Below are 17,879 nucleotides of genomic sequence, written 5' to 3' on the forward strand. Positions count from 1 at the left end.
CGGTCGCGCGGGAGACGCGGCGGGTTTCGGCGGGGGTGCGCCCGGGTTCGCGCTCGGGCGCCTGGTCGCGTCTGCGGGCGCGGGCGGTCGCTCCGGGCACGGGCGGTCGTCTGCGGGCGTGCGTGGTCCTGTACGGGCGTGCGTGGTCCGTCTAGGGGCGCGCGTGGTCCGGGCGCGCATCCAGGTCCGAGGCCGGTGAGATTGACCTCCCTTTCCGGCACATGATTCACTTCGCAGCGTGACTGACACTTGCTTGCCTCGCTTCTGGCGGAGGGTCCATCTGGACCTGGTCCGCTACGCGGGCTGTGTCTGTCGTCCGTCCTGTTGATCCGCTTCCTTCCCGCGCGGCACGGCCGCGCCCCTTTCGCGATCATTCAGGACGGTTCTCTGTGCCCGACGTACGCACTTCCCCCTCCAGTCCCACGCACCTCTCCGCGGGCCTCGTCACGGACCCCGGTACGGACCCCGCATCCGGGCCCGTCGCCCCGCCCAGCGCCGCAGAACTGCTCGACTTCGCCCGCCGGACCGCCGCCGACGCCGAGCTCGTCGCCTCGCTGCCGCTCGATCCGGAGGGCCGCACCTGGCTGCGCCTCGACGGACCGGGCGGCAGCGAGGCCTGGCTGATCGGCTGGCCTCCGGGCACCGGCACCGGCTGGCACGACCACGGCGGCTCCCATGGCGCCTTCGTCTCGGCGGCCGGTGAGCTCAACGAGCAGTCACTCGCCGCGCGTCTGCCCACCGAGGGCTGGAAGACCCTGGAGCTGGCCGACGGTGTGGACCGCGAACGGCGGCTGCCCGCCGGGCAGGGCCGGGCCTTCGGACCGCATCATGTGCATGAGGTGATCAACCCGTCCGACACCGAGCATGCGGTGTCGGTGCACGCCTACTATCCGCCGCTGCCGCTCATGCGGCGCTACAGCCGTACCGGTCAGACGCTGCGGCTGGAGCAGGTCGAGCGGCCCGAGGAGTGGGGATGAACAGGATGGGCACGAGCAACAGAACCAACACGAGCAACAGGACCAACACGACCAAGCGGAGCGTGGACGAGCTGCTGGCCGAGGCCCGCGAGGAACTCGACCGGCTGGAGCCCCTCGATGCCGCGGCGGCGCAGGTGGAGGGCGCGCTGCTGGTGGACATCCGGTACGCGGCGCTGCGGGAGCGCGACGGCACCATCCCGGGGGCGCTGATCGTGGAGCGGAACGAGCTGGAGTGGCGCCTCGACCCGCAGTGCGACCACCGGCTGCCCGAGGCCACCCACCACGATCTACGGGTCGTCGTGGTGTGCAACGAGGGCTACGCGTCCAGCTTCGCCGCGGTCTCGCTGCGTCGGCTGGGACTGGCGCGGGCGACCGATCTGATCGGCGGCTTCCAAGCGTGGCGAGCGGCGGGCCTCCCGGTGAGCTGAGGGGCCGTCACCCGCCCTCACCGTCCCGAGACGGAGCCAGGGGGCCTCTCAAGAGCCACCGGGCCTCTCAGAGGTCGGGAAGGTGATGCTCCAGCAGCTCCGGGTCCTCGCCCTCCTCCTCCAACGCACGCCGCACCACCCGCAGCGCCAGCCCCTCCGAGTAGCCCTTGCGGGCCAGCATCCCGGCGAGACGGCGTATCCGCTTCTCCCGGTCCAGGCCACGGGTGGCCCTCAGCTTGCGCTCGACCAGTTCGCGCGCGGTCCGCTCCTCCTGATCGGCGTCGAGCTGCCCCACGGCGTCGTCGATCAGGGCGGAGTCCACGCCCTTGGTGCGCAGCTCCCGGGCGAGCGCCCGCCGGGCGAGCCCCCGGCCGTGGTGCCGGGACTCCACCCACGCCTCCGCGAACGCCGCGTCGTCGATGAGCCCGACGTCCTCGAACCGGGACAGCACCTCCTGTGCGGCGTCATCGGGGATGCCCCGGGTGCGCAGCGCGTCCGCAAGCTGCTTACGGGTGCGCGGGGTCCCGGTGAGCAGGCGCAGGCAGATCGCCCGCGCCTGCTCCTCCGGGCCCGGCGGCGGCCCCTGCTCGGCCCTCGACAAGGAGGGGGCGCCGCTGTCCGGACGGTCCGGGCGCTCCGGACGGCCTGGGCCGTCCGGCCATTCGGTCCGCCGTGTCATGGATCAGCTCTTGGCCGCGGCGGTCTTGGCCGCCTTCGCCCCGGACTTGGCCGCCGGGGCGGCTACGGCCTTCGCTGGCGCGGCGGTGGCCACGCCCGCGGCACCCGCCGCGTCCGCGGTGGGCTCCGCGGCGGCCGGGTCCTGGGGCTTCACCCCGATGCCGAGCTTTTCCTTGATCTTCTTCTCGATCTCATTGGCGAGATCGGGGTTGTCCTTCAGGAAGTTGCGGGCGTTCTCCTTGCCCTGGCCGAGCTGGTCGCCCTCGTAGGTGTACCAGGCACCGGACTTGCGGACGAAGCCGTGCTCAACGCCCATGTCGATCAGACCGCCCTCGCGGCTGATGCCCTGGCCGTAGAGGATGTCGAACTCGGCCTGCTTGAAGGGCGGCGCGACCTTGTTCTTGACCACCTTGCAGCGGGTGCGGTTACCGACCGCGTCGGTGCCGTCCTTGAGGGTCTCGATGCGACGGATGTCGATGCGGACCGAGGCGTAGAACTTCAGCGCCCGGCCACCGGTCGTCGTCTCCGGGGAGCCGAACATGACGCCGATCTTCTCGCGCAGCTGGTTGATGAAGATCGCGGTGGTCTTGGACTGGTTCAGCGCACTGGTGATCTTGCGGAGCGCCTGGCTCATCAGCCGGGCCTGGAGACCGACGTGGGAGTCGCCCATCTCACCCTCGATCTCCGCGCGCGGCACCAGGGCGGCGACGGAGTCGATGACGATGAGGTCGAGAGCGCCGGAGCGGACCAGCATGTCCACGATCTCGAGCGCCTGCTCGCCGTTGTCCGGCTGGGACAGGATCAGCGAGTCGGTGTCCACGCCGAGCTTCTGCGCGTAGTCCGGGTCGAGGGCATGCTCCGCGTCCACGAAGGCGACCGTGCCACCCGCCCGCTGGGCGTTGGCCACCGCGTGCAGGGTCAGGGTCGTCTTACCCGAGGACTCCGGGCCGTAGACCTCCACCACGCGGCCGCGCGGCAGGCCGCCCACGCCGAGGGCGACGTCGAGCGCGGTCGACCCGGTGGAGATGACCTCAATGGGGTCGTTCGGCCGGTCGCCCATGCGCATCACGGCGCCCTTGCCGAATTGCCGTTCAATCTGTGCGAGCGCGGCGTCGAGGGCCTTCTCGCGGTCGGTTCCTGCCATGGGTCCCACCCGGTTTGCTTGAGTCGATCGCTTCACGTCCAAGACGCTAGCGCCTGCCACTGACAAGCGGCCCTGACGTCCTCGGCCTGTGGATAACTGCCGGAGCCCTCCATGAGAATGGATGTTCGATTTTTGTGTCAACCACGCCGCGCCAGCGCGGCGCGCATCCGCGCGAGGGCCGAGAATCCGCGCCGCCGCGTGCGCCCGTGCACCCGCAGATCGTCGGTCACGTCATAGCGCTTGATGTACGCGCCGAGGAACGCCTGAAGCGTCGCGGTCGCCGGAATCGCGATCAGCGCGCCCACCGCGCCCAGCAGTGCGGTGCCCGCAATCACCGATCCGAAAGACACGGCCGGGTGGATGTCCACCGTCCTGGCGGTGATCCTCGGCTGGAGCAGATAGTTCTCGAACTGCTGGTAGATCACGACGAAGATCAGGACCCACAGCGCGTACCAGGGCTCGATGGTGAACGCGATCAGCATCGGCAGGGCCCCGGCCAGGTAGGTGCCGATGGTCGGGATGAACTGCGAGATCAGCCCCACCCAGACGGCGAGCGCCGGGGCGTAGGGCACGCCCAGGGCCTCCAGCAGGATGTAGTGGGCGACACCGGAGATCAGGGCCATCAGCCCGCGGGAGTAGATGTAGCCGCCGGTCTTGGCGACCGCGATCTCCCAGGCGCGCAACACCTCGACCTGCCGGGTCGGCGGCAGCACCGAGCACAGGGCGCGGCGCAGCCGGGGTCCGTCGGCGGCGAAGTAGAAGGCGAACAGGGTCACCGTCAGCGTCTTGAACAACCCGCCGAGCACCTGAGTGGAGATGTCCAGCACATTGTCGGCGCTGTTCTTGACGTAGCTCTGGAGCCAGTCGGAGTGCAGCAGGCTGTCCTGAATCTCCAGACGCGAGAGATGCGTATGGAACGTGTCGTTGATCCAGCTGACCACGTCATCGAGGTACTTCGGGAAGTCCTGGACCATGGTGATGATCTGGTCGGCGAGCATCGAGCCGAGCAGGGTGAAGAAGCCTGCGGTGCCGACGAGGATGGCGAGAAAGACCAGCCCGGTGGCCAGCCCGCGGCGCATGCCGCGGGCGGCCATCCGGTCCACGGCCGGTTCGATCGCGAGCGCCAGGAAGAACGCGATCAGGATGTTCAGCAGCAGCCCGGTCAGCTGGTCGAAGGCCCAGGTCGCAAGGCGGTAACAGGCCACCAGCGCGAGGGCGAGGACCATGGCGCGTGGCAGCCAGCGCGGCATGCGCGCGGCGGATTGCGGGGATTCCGAGGAGGCCCGAGCGGCGCTCGGGTTGTCGTCGGCGTCGGAGGAGAGGGTCTCTTCGGTCGGGGCCACGGAGCAAGTGTGGCGTACACCGGTCGAAGAAATCCGGCCACCCCGGGAAGCTGATGCGTCCGGAGTGCCCGGGGAACTGCTCAGCGCCTGCTCTCGGGGATCTCCATCGCGGCGCAGACCCCGCGCCAGACGTCCTTGGCCTCCCAGCCGTCCCTCAGCGCCTCGTGCACCGTCCGGCCGCCGAGTTGCGACATCACATGATCGCGCGCGAAGGAGTCGGCGTACGCCTCGCCGAAGTGGTTCGCCATTCGCTGCCAGAAGTCCGTCAACCGCATGTGACCAGTATCGCGCTCCCGGGGTGCACCAGTGCGTGAGCCCCCTACGGACCGTGTCTCGCGGCCTACGGTCTGTCCCATGGATCGATCCGCAAGCCTCCCCTCCTCGCCGTCGTCGCCCCCCTTGCCCACGCCGGGGCCCGCCGAGCCGGCCCGGCCGGCCGGGTCCTCCGCGCTCGCCCGCGCCGAGCGGTTCGTCTGGCTGTCCGCCCGCGTGCTGGAGCAGCGCAGATTCGCGTATCACTTCCTGGACGGCGGCGCCGAGGCGGTCGAGACCGCGCTGACCGCGTACCTGGGGACCGACGGGGGCTACGGCCATGCGCTGGATCCGGATCTGCGCGGCCCGGTGAGCCAGCCGCCGCATGCCGTGCACGCCTTACGGGTGCTCGACGGGATCGGCCGGTGCGGCGGGCAGCGGGTGGAGCGCCTGTGCCGCTATCTGACGTCCGTGTCCACCCCGGACGGCGCGCTGCCCGTCTGCCACCCCTCCCCGCACGGCTATCCGGCGGCCCCCTGGGTCCCGTCGGCGGATGATCCGCGCGGTGATCTGCTGACCACCGGGCCGGTGGTGGGGCTGCTGCACCGCAACGAGGTGTGGCACGCATGGCTCTTCCGGGCCACGGACTTCTGCTGGGCGGCGGTCGCCGCCCTCGCGGAGGGCGGCGCGGCGATGCGTCCGTACGAGGTCGCCGCGGCCGTCGCCTTCCTCGACGGGGCACCGGACCGGGCCCGCGCCGAGGCGGCGGCCGAGCGGCTCGGCCGCCGGGTGCGGGAGGAGCGGCTGATCGTGCCGTCCCCGGTCCCCGAGCCCGCCGAGGACCGCCCCCTGCCGCCGGGGCCCGGTGAGCCCCTCCAGGTGCACGACATCGCTCGTACGCCCGGCTCCCCGGCGCGCCGGTGGTTCACCGACGCCGAGGTGGAGCGGTCCCTGGACGCGCTCGTGGCCGCCCAGCAGGAGGACGGCGGCTGGCCGCCGCACCGGCGTGCCTGGACGCCGGGGGCCACGCTGGAGTGGCGTTCGGTGGCGACCATCGAGGCGCTGCTGACGCTGCGGGCCTACGGACGGCGGATCTGAGCGCGGGCGTCCGGGGCGGTCACAGGGCCCGGACACCGGCCGTGACGGCGACGGCCACGGCGACCACCACCAGGAAGGGGGCGCGGAGTACCAGCGCGAGCGCCGCCGCCCCCAGCCCGGCCGCCCTCGCGTCCAGGAGGAGGTGCCGGCCGTCGCTGAAGGTCTGTTGGGCGGTGAGCGCGGCCAGCAGGGCCACGGGCAACAGCGCGGCCAGACGCCTGACCAGCGGGCGCTCCAGGACCCCGGCGGGCACCGAGAGGCCCAGCAGCTTGACCAGGTAGCAGCCCGCAGCGGTGACGCCGATGGCGATCCAGGTGGTCATCGGCGCTCACCCGGCTCCGCGTCGCGCGCCATGCGCCCGTGCACCGTAAGGACGACGGGAGCGGCGAGCGCCGCCACCAGGACCGGGACCCCGGCGGGCAGCACCGGCTGGCACAGGAGCACCAGTAGGACGCCGAGACCGGCCACGGCCCGTTCGACGGTGCCGCTGAGCATGGGGGCCAGCAGGGCGAGGAAGACGGCGGGCCCGGCGGCGTCCAGGCCCCAGGCGTCGGTGTCGCCGAGCGCGGACGCCCCCAGGGCGCCGATCAGCGTGGTGAGGTTCCACAGGGCGTACAGCGTCAGCCCGGTGACGGTGAAGCCGAGGCGTGCGGTGCGCCGGTCGGGCTGGGCCAGGGCGACGGCCGAGGTCTCGTCGATGACCCATTGGGCCGCCAGGGGGCGCACCGCGCGCGGCAGCCCGAGGAGCCCGGACAGCCGCAGCCCGTAGAAGGCGTTGCGCACCCCGAGGAAGAACGCCCCGGCGGCGGCGGTGAACGGATTGCCGCCCGCCGCCAGCGCGCCCACGAGGGCGAACTGCGACGCCCCGGTGAAGACCAGCAGGCTGAGCGCGCAGGTCTGGAGCAGGCCGAGCCCGGCGCCCGCCGAGGTCACCCCGAAGGCGAAGCCGGAGAGCCCCACCGCCACACCGACGCCCAGGGCGTCACGGACGACGGCCGAGTCCGCCGGAGGCGCGGCGGGATCGGTTGGTATCTCTATCTGTTCTGACACAGCGCGCACATTAAGAGAGCGCTTCGACTCCGGTCTTGTACGTTCTTGCGCGCTCGCGCCGGTAGGCGCCCGGTGGCACCCCCACGATCCGGGTGAAGTGACGGTTCAGATGGGACTGGTCGGTGAAGCCGACGGCGACGGCCACCTCGGCGGGCGCGCTCCCGGCGTCCAGCAGCCGACGGGCCCGGCGGACCCGCGCGTCGGTGAGCCAGGTGTGCGGCGGCATCCCGTAGACCGCGCGGAAGGCGCGCAGGAGGGCGAAGGGACCGGTGCCCAGCTCGGCCGCAAGCCGTTCCAGGGACGGCGGCTCGGCCATCCGCTCCTCGAGGATCGCGCGGGCGCGCGCCGCGGTACGCGCACCCGCGGTGCGCGCCGTGCGCTCGGGGAGCGGGCCGCCGTGGTCGCGCAGCAGCCGGGCGAGCGCGATGCGCAGCAGACTGTCGGCGGCGAGCGCGTTGCCCTCCTCGGCGGCCCGGTGCACCGCGGTGACCAGCCGCGCTCCCTGGGGATCGTCGACGGTGGGGATCCGGAACCCGGCCGTGCCCCGGAGCGTGGTCGTCTCGGCGGCGATACCGGCGACCAGGTCCGTGGCCGGGTACAGCACGCTGTACGCCCACCCCTCGGGCGCCCCGGCCTGTCCGGTGTGCGGCACCTCGGGGTTGATGAGCGCGAGCCCGCCGGGCCCGGTGCGCTCGATGGCGCCGCGGTGGTGGAACTCCTCGACGCCCTCGGTGATCGCGGCGATCACGAAGCTCTCGTGGGTGTGCCAGACGAAGGTCTTGTGGATGTAGCGGGCGCGCAGCAGATCGACGCCCGGAAGCTGGGGGTACCGCCAGTGCCGCGCGCTCTCCCGGTTCGCCATGGCACCATTGTGCGCCCCGCCCGGGCCCCCTCTGACCTGCGGCTCCGTCCATTGTCAGAGGTGCGGTGCACGATGGAGGGCATGGCAGGCTCGGCGCTCGACGGTTTCTCCCCGGCCACCCGCGGATGGTTCACGGGTGCCTTCACCGCGCCCACGCCCGCGCAGGAGGGCGCGTGGCGGGCGATCGGCGCGGGCTCGGACGTCCTGGTCGTCGCCCCCACCGGCTCGGGCAAGACCCTGGCCGCCTTCCTGGCGGCCCTGGACAGGCTGGCCGGTGAGCCGCCGCCCGCCGAGGCGAAGAAGCGCTGCCGGGTGCTCTATGTCTCCCCGCTGAAGGCCCTGGCGGTGGACGTCGAGCGCAATCTGCGCAGCCCGCTGACCGGTATCCGCCAGGAGGCGGTCCGGCTGGGCATGCCCGAGCCGGAGATCCGGGTGGGCACCCGCTCGGGCGACACCCCGGCCGCCGAGCGCCGCGCCCTGGCCACCCGCCCGCCGGACATCCTCATCACCACCCCCGAGTCCCTGTTCCTGATGCTCACCTCCGCCACCCGGGAGGCGCTGCGCGGGGTGGAGACCGTGATCCTGGACGAGGTCCACGCCGTCGCGGGCACCAAGCGGGGGGCCCATCTCGCGCTGTCCCTGGAGCGCCTCGACGAGCTGCTCGAGCGCCCTGCCCGGCGCATCGGCCTGTCCGCGACCGTGCGGCCGGTGGACGAGGTGGCGCGGTTCCTGTCGCCTCGGCGCAAGGCGGAGATCGTCCAGCCGCCCTCGGGCAAGGAGTTCGACCTGTCGGTGGTCGTGCCGGTGGAGGATCTGGGCGAGCTGGGCGGCGCCCCCGCCCAGGAGGGCGAGGCGGGCGAGCGGCCGTCGATCTGGCCCCATGTGGAGGAGCGGATCACCGACCTGGTCCAGGCCCATCGCTCCACCATCGTCTTCGCCAACTCCCGCCGGCTGGCCGAGCGGCTGTGCAACCGGCTGAACGAGATCGCCTACGAGCGGGCCACCGGTGAGGCCCTGCCCGAGGACCACTCCCCCGCCGAGGTGATGGCCGAGGCCGGTGCGGCCCGGGGCGCGCCCGCGCTGCTGGCCCGCGCGCACCACGGCTCGGTGTCCAAGGAGCAGCGGGCGCTGGTCGAGGAGGACCTCAAGGCGGGTCGGCTGCCCGCCGTCGTCGCCACCTCCAGCCTCGAGCTCGGCATCGACATGGGCTCCGTCGACCTGGTCGTCCAGGTCGAGTCGCCGCCCTCGGTGGCCTCCGGTCTCCAGCGGGTGGGCCGGGCGGGCCACCAGGTGGGCGCGGTCTCGACCGGCGTCGTCTTCCCGAAGTACCGCGGCGATCTGGTGCAGGCCGCGGTGGTCACCGAGCGGATGCGCGAGGGGGCCATCGAGTCGCTGCGGGTGCCCGCCAACCCGCTGGACGTGCTCGCCCAGCAGCTGATCGCCATGACCGCCATGGACACCTGGGACGTGGACGAGCTGCTCGCCCTGGTCCGCCGCGCCGCGCCGTTCGCCTCGCTCCCGGAGTCGGCGTACACCTCGGTTCTCGACATGCTCGCGGGCCGCTACCCCTCCGACGCCTTCGCGGAGCTGCGGCCGCGCCTGGTGTGGGACCGCGTCGCCCATACGGTCACCGGCCGCCCGGGGGCGCAGCGGCTCGCGGTGACCTCCGGCGGCACCATCCCCGACCGCGGGCTCTTCGGCGTCTTCCTGGCGGGCGCCGACCCCAAGAAGGGCGGCGGCAGGGTCGGGGAACTCGATGAGGAGATGGTCTACGAGTCGCGGGTGGGCGATGTGTTCACCCTGGGCACCACCTCATGGCGGATCGAGGACATCACCCGCGACCGGGTCCTGGTCTCCCCCGCCCCCGGCGTCCCCGGCCGGCTGCCCTTCTGGAAGGGCGACCAGCTCGGCCGCCCCTTGGAGCTGGGCCGCGCCCTGGGCGCGTTCCTGCGCGAGGTGGGCGCGCTCCAGCCGGAGGACGCCCGGCTGCGGCTGCTGGCCGCCGGTCTGGACGCCTGGGCCGCCGAGAACGTCATCGGGTATCTGGACGAGCAGCGCCGTGCCTGCGGCCATGTGCCGGACGACCGCACGATCGTGGTGGAGCGGTTCCGCGACGAGCTGGGCGACTGGCGCGTGGTGGTCCACTCCCCCTTCGGCGCGCAGGTCCACGCCCCCTGGGCGCTCGCCCTGGGCTCCCGCCTCTCCGAGCGGTACGGCATCGACGCCCAGGTCATGCACGCCGACGACGGCATCGTGCTGCGGCTGCCCGACGCCGATCTCATGGGCCTCGACCTCCTCGACGCGGACCCGACGCGCCAGGGCGTGGAGTACGACACCGAGCAGTCCCCGGTGGGCGCGGCCGATGTCGCGTTCGACAAGGGCGAGATCAACCAGATCGTCACCGACCAGGTCGGCGGCTCGGCGCTGTTCGCCTCCCGGTTCCGCGAATGCGCCGCCCGCGCCCTGCTGCTGCCCCGCCGCGACCCCGGCAAGCGCACCCCGCTGTGGCAGCAGCGCCAGCGCGCCGCGCAGCTCCTCCAGGTGGCGAGCGAGTTCGGATCCTTCCCGATCGTCCTCGAAGCGGTCCGCGAATGCCTCCAGGACGTCTTCGACGTCCCCGGCCTCACCGAGCTGATGGGCGACATCGAGGCCCGCCGGGTCCGGCTGGTGGAGGTGACCACCCCGGAGCCGTCCCCCTTCGCCCGCTCGCTGCTCTTCGGCTATGTGGCGCAGTTCCTCTACGAGGGCGACTCCCCGCTCGCCGAGCGCCGCGCCGCCGCCCTCTCCCTGGACTCGCGGCTGCTGGCCGAGCTCCTGGGCCAGGCCGAGCTGCGCGAGCTGCTCGACGCCGAGGTCCTGGCCGAGCTGGAGCAGGAGCTCCAGTGGCTCACCGAGGACCGCCGGATCAAGGACGCCGAGGGCGTGGCCGACGCCCTGCGGGTGCTCGGCCCGCTCACCGCCGCCGAGCTGGCCGAGCGCGGTGCCGAGCCCGGGTGGGCCGAGGACCTGGCCGGGGCCCGGCGCGCCATCCGGGTCCGGATCGCGGGTGAGGACCACTGGGCCGCGGTGGAGGACGCGGGGCGGCTGCGGGACGCGCTCGGCACGGCTCTGCCGGTCGGCGTCCCCGAGGCGTTCACCGAGCCGGTCAAGGACCCCCTCGGCGATCTTCTGGCTCGCTACGCCCGCACCCACGGCCCGTTCACCTCGGCCCAGGCGGCCGCCCGCTTCGGCCTGGGCGCGGCCGTCACCGAGGGCGCCCTGCACGGACTGGCCGCGGGCGGCCGCGTCGTCCAGGGCGAGTTCCACCCGTCGGGGCTGGGCCAGGAATGGTGCGACGCCGCCGTGCTGCGCCGCCTGCGGCGCCGCTCCCTGGCCGCGCTGCGCCATGAGCTGGAGCCCGTGCCGCCCTCGGCGCTCGCCGCCTTCCTCCCGCAGTGGCAGCATCTGGGCACCCACAGCCTGCGTGGTATCGACGGGCTGGTGCGCGCGGTCGAGCAGCTCCAAGGCGCGCCGGTCCCGGCCTCCGCCCTGGAGAAGCTGGTCCTGCCGTCCCGGGTGAGCGACTACACCCCCACGATGCTCGACGAGCTCAGCGCCTCCGGGGAGGTCGTCTGGGCCGGAGCGGGAGCGCTGCCGGGCAAGGACGGCTGGGTCACCCTGCACCTGGCCGACACCGCCCCGCTGCTGCTGCACACCCCGCACCCCCTCGAGGCGGGCCCGCTCCACCAGGCCGTCCTCGACTCCCTGGCCGGGGGGTACGGGCTGTTCTTCCGCCAGATCGCCGAGCAGGCCCGCGCCGCCGGGCACGAGTTCCTGGATCCCGAGCTCGCCGAGGCCCTGTGGGACCTGGTCTGGGCGGGCCGGGTCACCGGTGACACCCTCGCCCCGCTGCGCTCCCTGCTGGGCTCGGGCCGTACGGCGGGCTCCACGGCCCACCGCGCCAAGCGCACGGTCCCCCGGGGGCGCTATGGCGGCCTTACGGGCCGCACCGGCCGACCGGCGGCGTCGCGCAACGGCCCGCCCACCGTCGCCGGACGCTGGTCCCTGTTGCCGGAGCGCGAGCCCGAGCCCACCCACCGCGCCCACGCCCTGGCGCGCACCCTGCTCGACCGGCACGGCGTGGTCACCCGCGGGGCGGTCGCCGCCGAGGGGGTCGAGGGCGGCTTCTCCGCCGCCTACCGGGTGCTGTCCGCGTTCGAGGAGTCCGGCCAGGCGCGCCGCGGCTATGTGATCGAGGGGCTGGGCGCCGCCCAGTTCGCGATGGACGGCGCGGTGGACCGGCTGCGCGCGGTCAGCACGGCCCGCGACCGCGCTGCGGCACCCGCCTTCGACGGACCGCGCGGGCAGTCCCGGCGTGCCTTCGTGCTCGCCTCGGCCGACCCCGCCAACGCCTATGGCGCCGCTCTCCCCTGGCCCGATCCGCCCGCCGACGCGAGCCACCGGCCCGGCCGTAAGGCGGGAGCGATGGTGGTGCTCGTCGACGGGGAGCTGACGCTCTACATGGAACGCGGCGGCAAGACCCTGCTCGCCTGGCCCTCGGGCGAGGCCGAGGCCGCGTCCCCCGAGGACGACGCCCGGCTGTGGACGGCGGTGGAGGCGCTGGCCGAGTCCGCCCGCGCGGGGGCGCTCGGCTCCGTCACCGTCGAGCGCGTCAACGGCGCCCAGGCGCTCTCGTCCCCGATCGGCAAGCTCCTGGAATCGGCGGGCTTCCACCCGACTCCACGGGGCCTCCGCCTGCGCCCTTGATCAACCGCCGTCCCTCTGGTCACCAACCACCGGCCGCACCCCTGAACAACGGCCTCCGCCCGCGCCCCTGATCACCAGGCGCTCCCACCCGCCCGCGGCCACCGGCATCATGGATGGCATGCCCGAAGGAGACACCGTCTGGCAGACCGCTCAGCGTCTGCACCAGGCCCTCGCGGGTTCCCCGCTCACCCGCAGCGACCTGCGCGTTCCCCGTCTGGCGACCGCCGACCTCACCGGCCGCCAGGTGCTCGAGGTGGTCCCGCGCGGCAAGCATCTGCTGACCCGTGTCGAGGGCGGACTGACCCTCCACTCCCATCTGCGGATGGACGGTTCCTGGCAGGTGTACGGGCCGGACGAGCGCTGGCGCGGCGGCCCGCACCACCAGATCCGGGCCGTCCTCGCCAACACCGCCCACACCGCCGTCGGCTACCGCCTGCCCGTCCTGGAACTGCTCCGCACCGGCGACGAGGACCGGGTCGTCGGCCATCTCGGCCCCGATCTCCTCGGCCCCGACTGGGACCCGGACGAGGCGCTGCGCCGACTGCTCGCCGATCCCTCCCGGCCCCTGGGCGAAGCGCTGCTCGACCAGCGGAACCTCGCCGGGATCGGCAATGTCTACAAGTCCGAGCTGTGCTTCCTGCTGCGCGTATCGCCCTGGCTGCCGATCGGCGAGGTGCCCTCCCCCGAGCGCCTGGTGGCCCAGGCCAAGAAGCTCCTGGAGGCCAACAGGAACCGGCGTGCCCGGGTCACCACGGCCGAGTCGCGCCGCGACCGCAGGCTATGGGTGTACGGGCGCCCGGGGCGGCCCTGTCTGCGCTGCGGTACTCCGGTGCGCGCCGCCGACCAGGGGAGCGCGGGTCAGGAGCGCTCGACCTTCTGGTGCCCGAGCTGCCAGGCGGGGCCGCGGGGGCCGGGTCCGTCCTGACGCGGAGGGCCTCCCCGGCGGCGAGTGCCGCCCCTTCTGGGTGAGGGCCCGCAGTGCACCGGCAGCAGGCTCAGCCCCCAGCCGCCGACCGCTAACGCCCCCTCCACCGGCCCGGTCTCCCCCGGCTGCACCGCCAGCCGCAGTACGGACCACCACCAGACGCCGCCCAGAGCGAGCGCGAGCACCCATCGGACCGGCCTGAGACCCTGGGTGTCGGCCCCTCCGACGGCTGCCATGACTGTCTCCTTCGGCGACGCTGAGCGCTCCGCGGGAAGTGGCGCGAGGTGCGGTCCTTCCTCCGCGGCTACGTCGTGGCTGGTCGCGCCCACGCGGCGGAGCCGCATATCGGCACAGCCCCGCGCCCCTTCGGGGCGCCGAACCGCACCGGACTTCAGTGAGGCCGCTTGGACGCCTGTTCGCACACGGCGGGAGGGCGCACAGGAGGCACGTCGGCGCGTGTCGGACACTCGTGCTCCCCCAGTTTGCCCAGCCGGTCGATACGGCGCACCCAGAGCGGGCCAAGGGGCCGGAACGAGGCAGCCTCAGCCCATCCGGCCTGGCCCGACGTCCGCCTCTCAGCCGCACCGGCCGCGTTCTAGCCCCGATGGCCGCCGTTCTCGGCCTGGAACATCCAGTGGTGCTTCTCCAGGTCACGAGTGAGCTCGATCAGAATGTCCTGGGTCACCGGGTCCGGCTCGTCGGTCGCCCTGATGCGCTCCCGCATCCGCCCGATCACCGCTCCGAGGGCGTCCACGAGCGTCCGGACGGCCTCCGCGTCATCGATCCAGCCGTCCTTGACCGTGTCGACACCGCTGGTCGCGGCGACCGTCTGGGCCCGTCCGTCCGGCGGCACTCCGAGCGCAGAGGCCCGCTCCGCCACCGTGTCGGCATACTCCCTGGTCGACGCCACGACATCGTCGAGCTGCAGATGAACCGTGCGGAATCGCGGGCCCACGACGGTCCAGTGGATCTGCTTGCCCACCAAGTGGAGGTCGACGAGATCGACGAGGGCGCCTTGCAGCGCGTCGGCGACGATCTTGAGGTGCTCCTCCGGCAGCGGGCTCTTCACCACAGACATCCACTTCCTCCTGTTCGACCGTTTGGCCCCTCTTGATTGCCTCTCTTCCTCTGGGGTGACCCGAATCCGGCCGGACAAACATCGAGGCCCCGACCGGCATCGCTACCGGTCGGGGCCTCGGAGAGCTGGCTTCGCGGGCGGTCTCAGGCCGCCACCACGTCCACGGCTTCCTTGGGCGTCTTGATGGTCACCCGCTCCTCCGGGACGCCCGTCACGGACGTCACGGACACGGGGTTGAGCACGGGCCGCATGGGCGCCGGCACCTTCTCGGTGGTGGACGCGGCCGACTCGGCCAGTTCGGCGAGCGACAGCTCGTCGCTGACCTCGCGCATGACCTGCGACATCCGTACCTCCAGGGCGTCGCAGATGGCCGACAGCAGCTCGGACGAGGCTTCCTTCTGACCGCGCTCGACCTCTGACAGATAGCCGAGCGACACCCGGGCGGAGGAGGAAACCTCGCGCAGAGTACGGCCCTGGCGCTGGCGCTGCCGGCGCAGCACGTCACCCAGCAGGCGACGGAGCAGAATCATCGCTGGCTCCCTCCTCGGACCTCGGATCCGGATCCTTCACGCCCCACCGTACCGCCTCCGGCTGTGCCCGTGCGGGGAGCGATGTCGTGTTCACTCAGGGCTGCAAACATCAAATCTCGTCGTGTTGTTCCGTATCCTTTGCCCCCGCCGTCGCGATCAATTCGCTGAACAGCAGCTTGACGGCGGCATGAACGGTCTGGCCGCGGATTCCGGCGCGGTCTCCTTCGAGCCGCAGCGCCGCCGCGGCCACCGCGTCCGAGGGCCCCGCGACGGCCACGTGAACGGTGCCCACGGGCTGGCCGTCCTGGGGTGTGGGACCCGCCACACCGGTGGTGGCCACGCCCCAGTCCGCGCCCAGCGCACGCCGTACGCCCCGGGCCATCTGCCGGGCCACCTCGGCGTCGACCGCGCCGCGCTCGGCCAGCAGGGCCTCGTCCACGCCCAGCACCTCGTGCTTGAGGTCGGTGGCGTACGCCGTCACCGAGCCCCGGAAGGAGCGGGAGGCGCCGTCCACCGAGGTCAGCTCGGCGGCCACCAGACCGCCGGTGAGCGACTCAGCGGCGGCCAGGGTCTGCCCGCGCCGCTCCAGCAGCGCCAGCACATCGGCCGCCGTCCCGCCGTCGCTCACCGCGTGGCCTCCTCCGTCGCCCGGCCCGCCCGGCGCAGCACGATCGCCTGCCGGACGTAGTCGAGGCCGGTGACCACGGTCAGGACGACGGCCACGGCCATCACCCAGAACCGCAGCGAGGCCAGCGGCCCGGTCAGCGCCAGGATGTACATCCCGACGGCGGTGCCCTGCGCGAGCGTCTTCATTTTTCCGCCCCGGCTGGCCGGGATGACCCCGATCCGGATCACCCAGAACCGCATCACTGTGATTCCGATCTCACGGAAGAGGATCACTCCCGTCACCCACCAGGGGAGGTCGGACAGGGCTGACAGACAGATCAGCGCCGCACCCATGATCGCCTTGTCCGCGATCGGATCGGCGATCTTCCCGAAGTCGGTGACCAGGTTGTACCGGCGGGCCAGCTGACCGTCGAAGAGATCGGTGATCATGGCGATGGCGAACGCCGCCCATGCGAACGAACGCCACGCCGGGTCGTACCCGCCATTGTGCAGCATCAACAACACAAACCCCGGCACCAGCAGCAGCCGCACCATGGTCAGGATGTTGGCGATGTTCCACAAACCGGCCGGGCTGACCGTGGCGGCGGCCGGTCGGCGGTGACCTCCCGCGGCGGAGGCCGGGACACCCGTCATCTGTCCGCCTCTCCGGTGGACGCGCCGCCGCCCTGCCGCTCCAGCGGCTCAAGCGGCTCCGCGACGAGGTCCACTCCCTCCGTCGCGATCACCTTCGCTTCGACCATACGGCCCACCTCGGGCTCCCCGTCGGTGCGCAGCAGCGTCTGGCCATCGGTTTCCGGCGCCTGGTGGGCGCCGCGGCCCAGGACCGCCCCGGTGTCGTCGATCTCCTCCACCAGGACCTCCACGACCTCGCCGAGCCGCTCCTCCGCCCGCTGGGCGGTCAGCTCCTCCGCGAGCCGCGAGACGCGCTCCAGGCGCTCCGCGACCACCTCCGGGTCGACCTTGTTCTCGTAACCGGCGGCCTCGGTGCCGTCCTCGTCCGAGTACCCGAAGACGCCGATCGCGTCCAGCCGCGCCGCATTGAGGAAACGCTCGAGCTCGGCCAGGTCCTCCTCGGTCTCGCCGGGGAAGCCGACGATGAAGTTGGACCGGGCGCCGGCCTGAGGCGCCTTGCCTCTGATGGTCTCCAGCAGCTCCAGGAACCGGTCGGTGTCGCCGAAGCGGCGCATGGCACGCAGCACCCCGGGCGCCGAGTGCTGGAAGGACAGATCGAAGTACGGCGCGACCTTCTCGGTCGAGGTGAGCACGTCGATCAGCCCGGGACGCATCTCGGCGGGCTGGAGATAGCTGACCCGGATCCGCTCGATGCCGTCCACCGCGGCCAGCTCCGGCAGCAGCGTCTCCAGCAGCCGGATGTCCCCGAGGTCCTTGCCGTACGAGGTGTTGTTCTCCGAGACCAGCATGATCTCCTTCACCCCCTGCTCGGCCAGCCAGCGGGTCTCGCCCAGCACATCGGAGGGGCGGCGGGAGATGAAGGAGCCGCGGAAGGACGGGATGGCGCAGAACGAGCACCGCCGGTCGCAGCCCGAGGCCAGCTTCACCGAGGCGACCGGGCTGCTGTCCAGTCTGCGCCGCAGCGGGGCCCGCGGCCCGGAGGCCGGGGCCACCCCTTCGGGCAGGTCCTCGGGCGCGGTGTCCTGGGCGTGGCCGGGGAGCGCCACCGAGGTGGCGTCCTGCCGCTCGGCGGGGCTGATCGGCAGCAGCTTGCGGCGGTCGCGCGGGGTGTGGGAGGCGTGGATGCCGCCGGAGAGGATGGTCTGGAGGCGGTCGGAGATGTCGCCGTAGTCGTCGAAGCCGAGCACCCCGTCGGCCTCGGGCAGAGCCTCGGCGAGCTCCTTGCCGTACCGCTCGGCCATGCAGCCGACGGCCACCACCGCCTGGGTCCGGCCGTGGTCCTTCAGATCGTTCGCCTCCAGCAGGGCGTCGACCGAGTCCTTCTTGGCGGCTTCGACGAAGCCACAGGTGTTGACGACGGCGACGTCCGCGTCGGCGGCTTCCTCGACGAGCTCCCAGCCGTCCGCCGCCAAGCGGCCTGCGAGCTCCTCCGAGTCCACCTCGTTACGGGCGCAGCCAAGAGTGACAAGGGCGACGGTGCGGCGTTCGGGCATGCGCTCAGACTACTT

At 72.8% G+C, this 17,879-nt stretch carries 19 protein-coding genes; 6 read left to right on the forward strand and 13 right to left on the reverse strand.

Features of this window, described 5'->3' with window-relative positions:
* The first annotated feature begins 238 nt into the window (after positions 1 to 238).
* The 3 genes from KHP12_RS53405 (at position 239) to KHP12_RS17160 (ending at position 1,405) form a co-directional block, all read left to right on the forward strand.
* Positions 239 to 328, forward strand: coding sequence for a putative leader peptide (locus KHP12_RS53405; protein WP_309471148.1), 90 nt, complete (start codon positions 239 to 241; stop codon positions 326 to 328).
* 61 nt (positions 329 to 389) lie between these two features.
* The gene (locus KHP12_RS17155) at positions 390 to 977 is read left to right on the forward strand and encodes a cupin domain-containing protein (RefSeq protein ID WP_086880832.1); all 588 of its coding nucleotides are present in this window, start codon (positions 390 to 392) and stop codon (positions 975 to 977) included.
* 5 nt (positions 978 to 982) lie between these two features.
* Positions 983 to 1,405, forward strand: a complete 423-nt coding sequence (locus KHP12_RS17160; protein ID WP_086880844.1) for a rhodanese-like domain-containing protein — start codon at positions 983 to 985, stop codon at positions 1,403 to 1,405.
* Between the two features lie 67 nt (positions 1,406 to 1,472).
* On the opposite strand, the gene recX is transcribed toward KHP12_RS17160, so the two are convergent.
* The 4 genes from recX to KHP12_RS17180 form a co-directional block, all read right to left on the reverse strand.
* Complete coding sequence (gene recX, locus KHP12_RS17165; protein WP_037958163.1) at positions 1,473 to 2,084, reverse strand: recombination regulator RecX; 612 nt, start codon at positions 2,082 to 2,084, stop codon at positions 1,473 to 1,475.
* Positions 2,085 to 2,087: 3 nt separating this feature from the next.
* Complete coding sequence (recA, locus tag KHP12_RS17170) at positions 2,088 to 3,227, reverse strand: recombinase RecA (protein ID WP_086880831.1); 1,140 nt, start codon at positions 3,225 to 3,227, stop codon at positions 2,088 to 2,090.
* 137 nt (positions 3,228 to 3,364) lie between these two features.
* A complete protein-coding gene (locus KHP12_RS17175; RefSeq protein ID WP_086880830.1) occupies positions 3,365 to 4,570 on the reverse strand; it encodes an AI-2E family transporter in 1,206 nt (401 codons plus the stop codon).
* A gap of 80 nt (positions 4,571 to 4,650) precedes the next feature.
* Positions 4,651 to 4,845: a DUF3046 domain-containing protein gene (locus tag KHP12_RS17180; protein WP_020868025.1), complete on the reverse strand. Its 195-nt coding sequence runs from the start codon at positions 4,843 to 4,845 to the stop codon at positions 4,651 to 4,653.
* Positions 4,846 to 4,924: 79 nt separating this feature from the next.
* Between KHP12_RS17180 and KHP12_RS17185 the strand changes: the two genes are divergently transcribed.
* Entirely contained in the window at positions 4,925 to 5,920 is a 996-nt protein-coding gene (locus KHP12_RS17185; protein WP_210609989.1) for a hypothetical protein, read from the forward strand.
* A gap of 19 nt (positions 5,921 to 5,939) precedes the next feature.
* On the opposite strand, the gene KHP12_RS17190 is transcribed toward KHP12_RS17185, so the two are convergent.
* From KHP12_RS17190 to KHP12_RS17200, 3 genes are read right to left on the reverse strand one after another with little or no spacing between them, the layout of a single operon-like run.
* Positions 5,940 to 6,242, reverse strand: coding sequence for an AzlD domain-containing protein (locus KHP12_RS17190; RefSeq protein ID WP_020868027.1), 303 nt, complete (start codon positions 6,240 to 6,242; stop codon positions 5,940 to 5,942).
* Positions 6,239 to 6,979 carry an AzlC family ABC transporter permease gene (locus KHP12_RS17195; RefSeq protein WP_210609987.1) on the reverse strand — a complete coding sequence of 247 codons (741 nt, stop codon included), beginning with the start codon at positions 6,977 to 6,979 and terminating at the stop codon, positions 6,239 to 6,241. The genes KHP12_RS17190 and KHP12_RS17195 overlap by 4 nt, the downstream gene beginning before the upstream one ends.
* Before the next feature lies 1 nt (position 6,980).
* Positions 6,981 to 7,832 (reverse strand): AraC family transcriptional regulator, encoded by an 852-nt coding sequence (locus KHP12_RS17200; RefSeq protein WP_210609985.1) that lies wholly within the window; start codon positions 7,830 to 7,832, stop codon positions 6,981 to 6,983.
* 81 nt (positions 7,833 to 7,913) lie between these two features.
* Between KHP12_RS17200 and KHP12_RS17205 the strand changes: the two genes are divergently transcribed.
* Positions 7,914 to 12,578, forward strand: coding sequence for an ATP-dependent helicase (locus KHP12_RS17205; protein ID WP_211833137.1), 4,665 nt, complete (start codon positions 7,914 to 7,916; stop codon positions 12,576 to 12,578).
* Between the two features lie 118 nt (positions 12,579 to 12,696).
* The gene (locus tag KHP12_RS17210; RefSeq protein WP_086883565.1) at positions 12,697 to 13,503 is read left to right on the forward strand and encodes an Fpg/Nei family DNA glycosylase; all 807 of its coding nucleotides are present in this window, start codon (positions 12,697 to 12,699) and stop codon (positions 13,501 to 13,503) included.
* Here KHP12_RS17210 and KHP12_RS17215 read toward each other — a convergent pair.
* The 6 genes from KHP12_RS17215 to rimO all read right to left on the reverse strand — a co-directional run bounded on the left by KHP12_RS17215 (position 13,437) and on the right by rimO (position 17,864).
* Positions 13,437 to 13,739, reverse strand: coding sequence for a hypothetical protein (locus KHP12_RS17215; RefSeq protein ID WP_211833138.1), 303 nt, complete (start codon positions 13,737 to 13,739; stop codon positions 13,437 to 13,439). The two genes, KHP12_RS17210 and KHP12_RS17215, sit on opposite strands and share 67 nt — an antisense overlap.
* A gap of 359 nt (positions 13,740 to 14,098) precedes the next feature.
* A complete protein-coding gene (locus tag KHP12_RS17220; protein WP_086883563.1) occupies positions 14,099 to 14,581 on the reverse strand; it encodes a Dps family protein in 483 nt (160 codons plus the stop codon).
* A gap of 143 nt (positions 14,582 to 14,724) precedes the next feature.
* Entirely contained in the window at positions 14,725 to 15,111 is a 387-nt protein-coding gene (locus KHP12_RS17225) for a helix-turn-helix domain-containing protein (protein ID WP_020868033.1), read from the reverse strand.
* Positions 15,112 to 15,220: 109 nt separating this feature from the next.
* Positions 15,221 to 15,739 carry a CinA family protein gene (locus KHP12_RS17230; RefSeq protein WP_037958145.1) on the reverse strand — a complete coding sequence of 173 codons (519 nt, stop codon included), beginning with the start codon at positions 15,737 to 15,739 and terminating at the stop codon, positions 15,221 to 15,223.
* Positions 15,736 to 16,371 carry a CDP-diacylglycerol--glycerol-3-phosphate 3-phosphatidyltransferase gene (pgsA, locus tag KHP12_RS17235; RefSeq protein WP_211833139.1) on the reverse strand — a complete coding sequence of 212 codons (636 nt, stop codon included), beginning with the start codon at positions 16,369 to 16,371 and terminating at the stop codon, positions 15,736 to 15,738. The genes KHP12_RS17230 and pgsA overlap by 4 nt, the downstream gene beginning before the upstream one ends.
* On the reverse strand, positions 16,368 to 17,864 hold the full coding sequence (gene rimO, locus KHP12_RS17240; RefSeq protein ID WP_086883561.1) for a 30S ribosomal protein S12 methylthiotransferase RimO: 1,497 nt from the start codon (positions 17,862 to 17,864) through the stop codon (positions 16,368 to 16,370). The genes pgsA and rimO overlap by 4 nt, the downstream gene beginning before the upstream one ends.
* Positions 17,865 to 17,879 lie beyond the last annotated feature (15 nt).

The organism is Streptomyces asiaticus, from assembly GCF_018138715.1.
Lineage (GTDB): Bacteria > Actinomycetota > Actinomycetes > Streptomycetales > Streptomycetaceae > Streptomyces > Streptomyces asiaticus.

Coding starts and splice junctions, on each gene's coding strand:
- KHP12_RS17190 (WP_020868027.1), bottom strand. CDS start 6,242: ATGACCACCTGGATCGCCATCGGCGTCACCGCTGCGGGCTGCTACCTG.
- KHP12_RS17205 (WP_211833137.1), top strand. CDS start 7,914: ATGGCAGGCTCGGCGCTCGACGGTTTCTCCCCGGCCACCCGCGGATGG.
- recA (WP_086880831.1), bottom strand. CDS start 3,227: ATGGCAGGAACCGACCGCGAGAAGGCCCTCGACGCCGCGCTCGCACAG.
- KHP12_RS17180 (WP_020868025.1), bottom strand. CDS start 4,845: ATGCGGTTGACGGACTTCTGGCAGCGAATGGCGAACCACTTCGGCGAG.
- rimO (WP_086883561.1), bottom strand. CDS start 17,864: ATGCCCGAACGCCGCACCGTCGCCCTTGTCACTCTTGGCTGCGCCCGT.
- recX (WP_037958163.1), bottom strand. CDS start 2,084: ATGACACGGCGGACCGAATGGCCGGACGGCCCAGGCCGTCCGGAGCGC.
- pgsA (WP_211833139.1), bottom strand. CDS start 16,371: ATGACGGGTGTCCCGGCCTCCGCCGCGGGAGGTCACCGCCGACCGGCC.
- KHP12_RS17215 (WP_211833138.1), bottom strand. CDS start 13,739: ATGGCAGCCGTCGGAGGGGCCGACACCCAGGGTCTCAGGCCGGTCCGA.
- KHP12_RS17160 (WP_086880844.1), top strand. CDS start 983: ATGGGCACGAGCAACAGAACCAACACGAGCAACAGGACCAACACGACC.
- KHP12_RS17200 (WP_210609985.1), bottom strand. CDS start 7,832: ATGGCGAACCGGGAGAGCGCGCGGCACTGGCGGTACCCCCAGCTTCCG.
- KHP12_RS17220 (WP_086883563.1), bottom strand. CDS start 14,581: ATGTCTGTGGTGAAGAGCCCGCTGCCGGAGGAGCACCTCAAGATCGTC.
- KHP12_RS17210 (WP_086883565.1), top strand. CDS start 12,697: ATGCCCGAAGGAGACACCGTCTGGCAGACCGCTCAGCGTCTGCACCAG.
- KHP12_RS17225 (WP_020868033.1), bottom strand. CDS start 15,111: ATGATTCTGCTCCGTCGCCTGCTGGGTGACGTGCTGCGCCGGCAGCGC.
- KHP12_RS17185 (WP_210609989.1), top strand. CDS start 4,925: ATGGATCGATCCGCAAGCCTCCCCTCCTCGCCGTCGTCGCCCCCCTTG.